This is a genomic window from Synechococcus sp. BA-120 BA3 (assembly GCF_034931285.1).
Classification (GTDB): Bacteria; Cyanobacteriota; Cyanobacteriia; order PCC-6307; family Cyanobiaceae; genus Cyanobium.
On record NZ_JAYGHZ010000106.1, the window covers coordinates 1 to 3,669 of the forward strand.

Annotated in this window: 3 protein-coding genes and 1 pseudogene; 2 read left to right on the plus strand and 2 right to left on the minus strand. The window is 72.9% G+C overall.

Going from position 1 to position 3,669, the window contains the following annotated elements:
- Positions 1-35 precede the first annotated feature (35 nt).
- Together VB737_RS05890 and VB737_RS05895 are read right to left on the minus strand one after the other, a co-directional pair.
- Positions 36-488 carry a hypothetical protein gene (locus VB737_RS05890; RefSeq protein WP_500311933.1) on the minus strand — a complete coding sequence of 151 codons (453 nt, stop codon included), beginning with the start codon at positions 486-488 and terminating at the stop codon, positions 36-38.
- A 58-nt stretch (positions 489-546) separates the two neighbouring features.
- Positions 547-1,965, minus strand: a complete 1,419-nt coding sequence (locus VB737_RS05895; RefSeq protein ID WP_500311935.1) for a CPBP family intramembrane glutamic endopeptidase — start codon at positions 1,963-1,965, stop codon at positions 547-549.
- An 83-nt stretch (positions 1,966-2,048) separates the two neighbouring features.
- Here VB737_RS05895 and VB737_RS05900 point away from each other — a divergent pair, with 83 nt between their 5' ends.
- On the plus strand, positions 2,049-3,374 hold the full coding sequence (locus VB737_RS05900) for a histidine phosphatase family protein (RefSeq protein WP_500311937.1): 1,326 nt from the start codon (positions 2,049-2,051) through the stop codon (positions 3,372-3,374).
- A 26-nt stretch (positions 3,375-3,400) separates the two neighbouring features.
- Positions 3,401-3,669 (plus strand): annotated as a pseudogene (locus VB737_RS05905) (dihydroorotase); the annotation flags it as partial.

Sequence of the window (3,669 nt, forward strand, 5' to 3'; positions counted from 1 at the left end):
GCCCTCGCCAGGCCCGGAACGGGAGGCGGGGGGCATCAGTAGCCGGCCGGGATGGCCCGCAGCTGGAAGCCGGCCAGCAGCGGCAGGGGGGCGCGGGGGCGGCTGCTGCGGGGTTCGGGCAGATGGATGAGCTTGGCACTGCTGGTGGGCTCAAGCAGGCCGGGGCGCCGCACCAGGCTGAGGTGATGCTGCTCGAGCAGGGCGGACGATTCCTGCATGCGGTGCTCGAGGGTCTTGGAGGCTTCCAGCTTGGCGAAGCTGTAGGCCCACTGGTTCTGCCAGTGCAGGGTGAGGGCGCTCAGGCCGAGCATCGAGAATCCCAGTCCCACCAGGGCTCCGCTGCTGATCCGATGCAGTCCGGCCAGCCAGGGGGCCTGGCGTTCGATCCGGCGTGCCGAGAGGGACCCCTCGATCAGCTGCAGGGGTCTCTGCAGGGGCCTCGGTTTCGGCAGCGGATTCTGGCTGCGGGGGGCGGGGGAGGCGGCCAAGGGACCTGAAAAGGCACTGCGCAAGTGAACCACCCATCGGGGACCGCAGCAAGCGCTGTCAGTCGGCGAGAAAGAGGAGATTCATGAAGGTCATCCCGTTCCAGAGGGCGTGCATCAGCACGGCGCTTCCCAGCCGGCCGCTGCGCCAGCGCAGCCAGCCCAGGCCAAGGCCGAGCACGAACAGCGGGGCCAGTTCTGACAGGCTCAGATGGGCGATCGCGAACACGGCCGCGCTCAGCACCACCGCGCCGGCTCCGCCGAGCCTCTGGCCCGCCACCGGCAGCAGCACGCCCCGGAAGAGGACCTCCTCGAACAGGGGGGCCACCACCAGGGCGGTGAGGGCGAAACAGGCCAGCGCCAGGGGGTCGGCGCTGGTCAGGACGAGGTCGAGCAGGGGATTGCTGCCGCCCGGGTCGGCCCAGACCCTGTCGATCGCCCAGCTGGAGGCCGTCACCACCGGAAGCACCATCAGCAGGCTGGCCAGGGCGCCGGCAATGGCGGACCCGGCTGGCCGCCACCGCCACTGCAGCCAGCCCCCCGCCGGCGGGGCCCCCCGGCGGGGCAGCATCAGGGCCAGCAGCAGCAGCGGGGCGGCCATCAGGGCGGCATAGAGCACCAGCACCTCGATGCCCTGGCTGAGGGCCCTCGGGACAGCCAGACCCTGCAGGGCGATCTGCAGCGGCGGCTGCACCAGCATCGGCACGAGGACCTCGCCGAGCACCACGAAACCGCCGGCGATCAGGAGGGTCACATCGACCGGGCTCAGGGGCGGGCCCACCAGCGGTGGCGCCGCCGGTAGCCGCTGCCGCCAGGCCAGCCAGCCCTGACGGAGCAGCAGGGCGACCCCCACCACCAGGAACAGCGCCGGCAGGGTCGTCACCGCCAGCAGCATCAGCAGCAGCCGCAGGGACCGCTCCTCCGCCGGACAGGCGCCCGGGTCCCCTGGCAGCTGTTCGCAGACCAGTTGTTGCACCATCAGCGGCGCCGACCAGGGGGCGAGCAGCTGCTGCCGCCGCTCCGCCGTCACCGGCGGTCCGTCGAGCAGCGCCTGGATCAGGGGACGCCGGACGGCGTCCACCTGGGTTGCCAGCTGCCGCAGCTCGGTGTCGTCGTCCAGGGCCGCCGCGGACGCCGCGTCGCGTTCCAGCAGGGCCCGTTCGAGGCGGCGCAGGGCCAGGGGCGGTTCCTCGGCGGCCTGCAGTTGCCGCTGCAGCTCATCGCCCAGCTCCCGGCGCGGGTCCTCTCCGGTGAGCAGCGGCCGCAGCCCCTCCGGAACGGCCTCGGCCGCCAGGGCGGCCAGCTCGAGCTGCCGCAGGCTGAGGGAATCGACCACCGACGGACGCTCGAGGCTGTCGATCAGCCCCCCCACCCAGAGCAGGGCGCACAGCGCCAGGCTGAGCAGGGCCAGCAGGCTCTTCCAGCCCGGGGGGGAGGCGGGCGGTCCGGATCGGGAAGGGGTTCCGTTCAAACGGACCACCTCGGCGGCGATGGGTGCTGATTCTCCCCTGCGCCAGGCCTCGGCCCGTCCCATACGATGGCCTCGCCTGCGCCACAAGCACCTTGCCCCTTCGCATCGTGCTGGTCCGCCATGGGCTGAGCAGCTTCAACCTGGAGCACCGCATCCAGGGCCGTGACGACCTCTCCAACCTCACCGAGGAGGGGCAGCTCCAGGCCCGTCGCACCGGGGAGGCCCTGGCGGAGCTCGATTTCACCGCCGTCTACAGCTCGCCGCTGCAGCGGGCCAGCGCCACCACGGCCGCCCTGCTGGCCAACCACGGCTCAGCCCTGGCCCCCCTCTACGACGACGATCTGCTGGAGATCGATCTGGCGCCGTGGAGCGGATTGCTGCGCAGCGAGGTGCGGGCCGTGGATCCGGAGCAGGAGCGCCGCTGGCGCGAGGCCCCCGAGACCATGGAGCTGCGCCGTGCCGACGGCAGCCGTTTTCTGCCGGTGCCCGAGCTGCTGGAGCAGGCGGGCCGTTTCGCCGATCGGCTGCTGGCCCGCCACGGCGATGACGCCACCGTGCTCGTGGTGGCCCACAACGCCATCCTGCGCTGCCTGGTGCTGCACCTGCTCGGCCTGCCGGCGAGCGGCTTCCTGCGCCTCAGGCTCGACAACGCCTCGATCACGGTGCTCAACCTGGTCCGCGGCGAGGGCGGGCGCCCGGCGGTGCAGCTGGAATCCCTCAACGGCACGGCCCACCTGGGCACGGCCCTGCCCCCGACCGGACCGGGGTGTCGGTTGCTGCTGGTGCGCCATGGCGAGACCGACTGGAACCGGGAGGGCCGTTTCCAGGGCCAGATCGACATCCCCCTCAATGCCCACGGCCTGGCCCAGGCGGAGGCGGCGCGAGCCTTCCTCGCCCCGATCCCGCTGCAGCGCGCCTACAGCAGCGACATGGCCCGCCCCCTGCGCACCGCCGAGGTGATCCTGGGCTCCCACCCCGGCGTGCCGCTCACCACCACCCGGGGGCTGCGGGAGATCGGCCACGGCCTCTGGGAGGGCCGGCTGGAGAGCGAGATCGCCGCCGGCTGGCCCGATCTCCTCGCCGCCTGGAAGCGCACCCCCGAGACCGTGCAGATGCCCGAAGGGGAGACCATCGGTGAGGTCTGGGACCGGTCACTGGCCGCCTGGAACCGGATCGTCGCCGGACTGGATCCCCAGGAAACGGCCCTGGTGGTCGCCCATGATGCGGTCAACAAGACCATCCTCTGCGCCCTGCTCGGCCTCTCCCCCGCCGACATCTGGGCCATCAAGCAGGGGAACGGGGGGGTGACCGTGATCGACTACCCCCGGGGGGCGACGGCGCCGCCGGTGGTCAGCGCCCTGAACCTCACCGCCCACCTGGGGGGCGTGATCGACCGCACGGCCGCCGGCGCCCTCTAGCCGGCCCACCCACCGAAGCCCCTGCCATGGTCCGTCAGCTGCTGATCCGCGGGGTGACTCTGCTGGAGGCCCCGGGGCGGCCACTGCGGCGGGCCGACGTGCTCCTGGAAGACGGGCTGCTGCGGGCGATCGATCCGGAGCCGGACGCGGCCGGCGGCGACACGTTCGACGCCGAGGGCTGCTGGCTGGGGCCGGCGCTGGTGGATCCCCACAGCGTGCTGGAGGACCCGCTGCAGGGGCGGGCCGAAACCCTGGCCAGCCTCGCGGAGGCCGCCGCCTCGGGCGGGTATGGCAC